1 protein-coding gene is annotated in these 640 nt (G+C 69.1%); it reads left to right on the top strand.

The window, feature by feature from the left end; all coding sequences use genetic code 11:
- Nucleotides 1-195: 195 nt before the first annotated feature.
- A complete protein-coding gene (locus tag AC2TEW_RS39050; protein ID WP_484627859.1) occupies nucleotides 196-525 on the top strand; it encodes a helix-turn-helix domain-containing protein in 330 nt (109 codons plus the stop codon).
- The last annotated feature ends 115 nt before the right edge of the window (nucleotides 526-640 follow it).

The following is a 640-nucleotide window of genomic DNA, read 5'->3' on the forward strand; positions in this document are numbered from 1 at the left end:
CACCGGCACCGGCCGCAAACGCTGGACCATGCGCCGGAAGCCCGCACTCCAGGCCTTCGACATCGCCTTCGACGGCCGACTCTCCATCGGCCGCCGGTAACTCACACAACACGAGATACACCAGTCGCTGGACACATCCATGACGAGCGCGAGACGCTGGTCCGCTGGTCGAGGCGGGCGAAGTCGTCGCAGGCGCTGGCCCAGCGGTGCCGGATCGTGCTCGGCTGCGCGGACGGAAAGACGAACCAGGAGGTCGCCGCCGAGCTCGGAATCTGGCCGCAGACGGTCGGCAAGTGGCGGCGACGTTTCCTGGAGCGCCGGCTGGAGGGGCTCGCGGACGAGCAACGCCCCGGCGCTCCACGGAAGATCAGCGATGAGCGGATCGAGGAACTCGTCGTCGCCACCCTGGAACGCACCCCCAAGGACGCCACCCACTGGTCGCGGGCGTCCATGGCCGCCGAGACCGGGCTGTCGAAGTCCACGGTCGGCCGCGTCTGGCGGGCCTTCGGACTCAGAGGACGTTAAGTCCGTTTCTGGTAGCGGCCGCGTCCGGGTTGGTCGAGGAGTCCCTGACGAACGAGTCGTCCCAGGCGGGAGCGGGTGGCGTTGATCGAGGGCTCGTTGGTGGGCAGGCCGAGGA

Source organism: Kitasatospora sp. NEAU-CNBT7 (genome assembly GCF_057220535.1).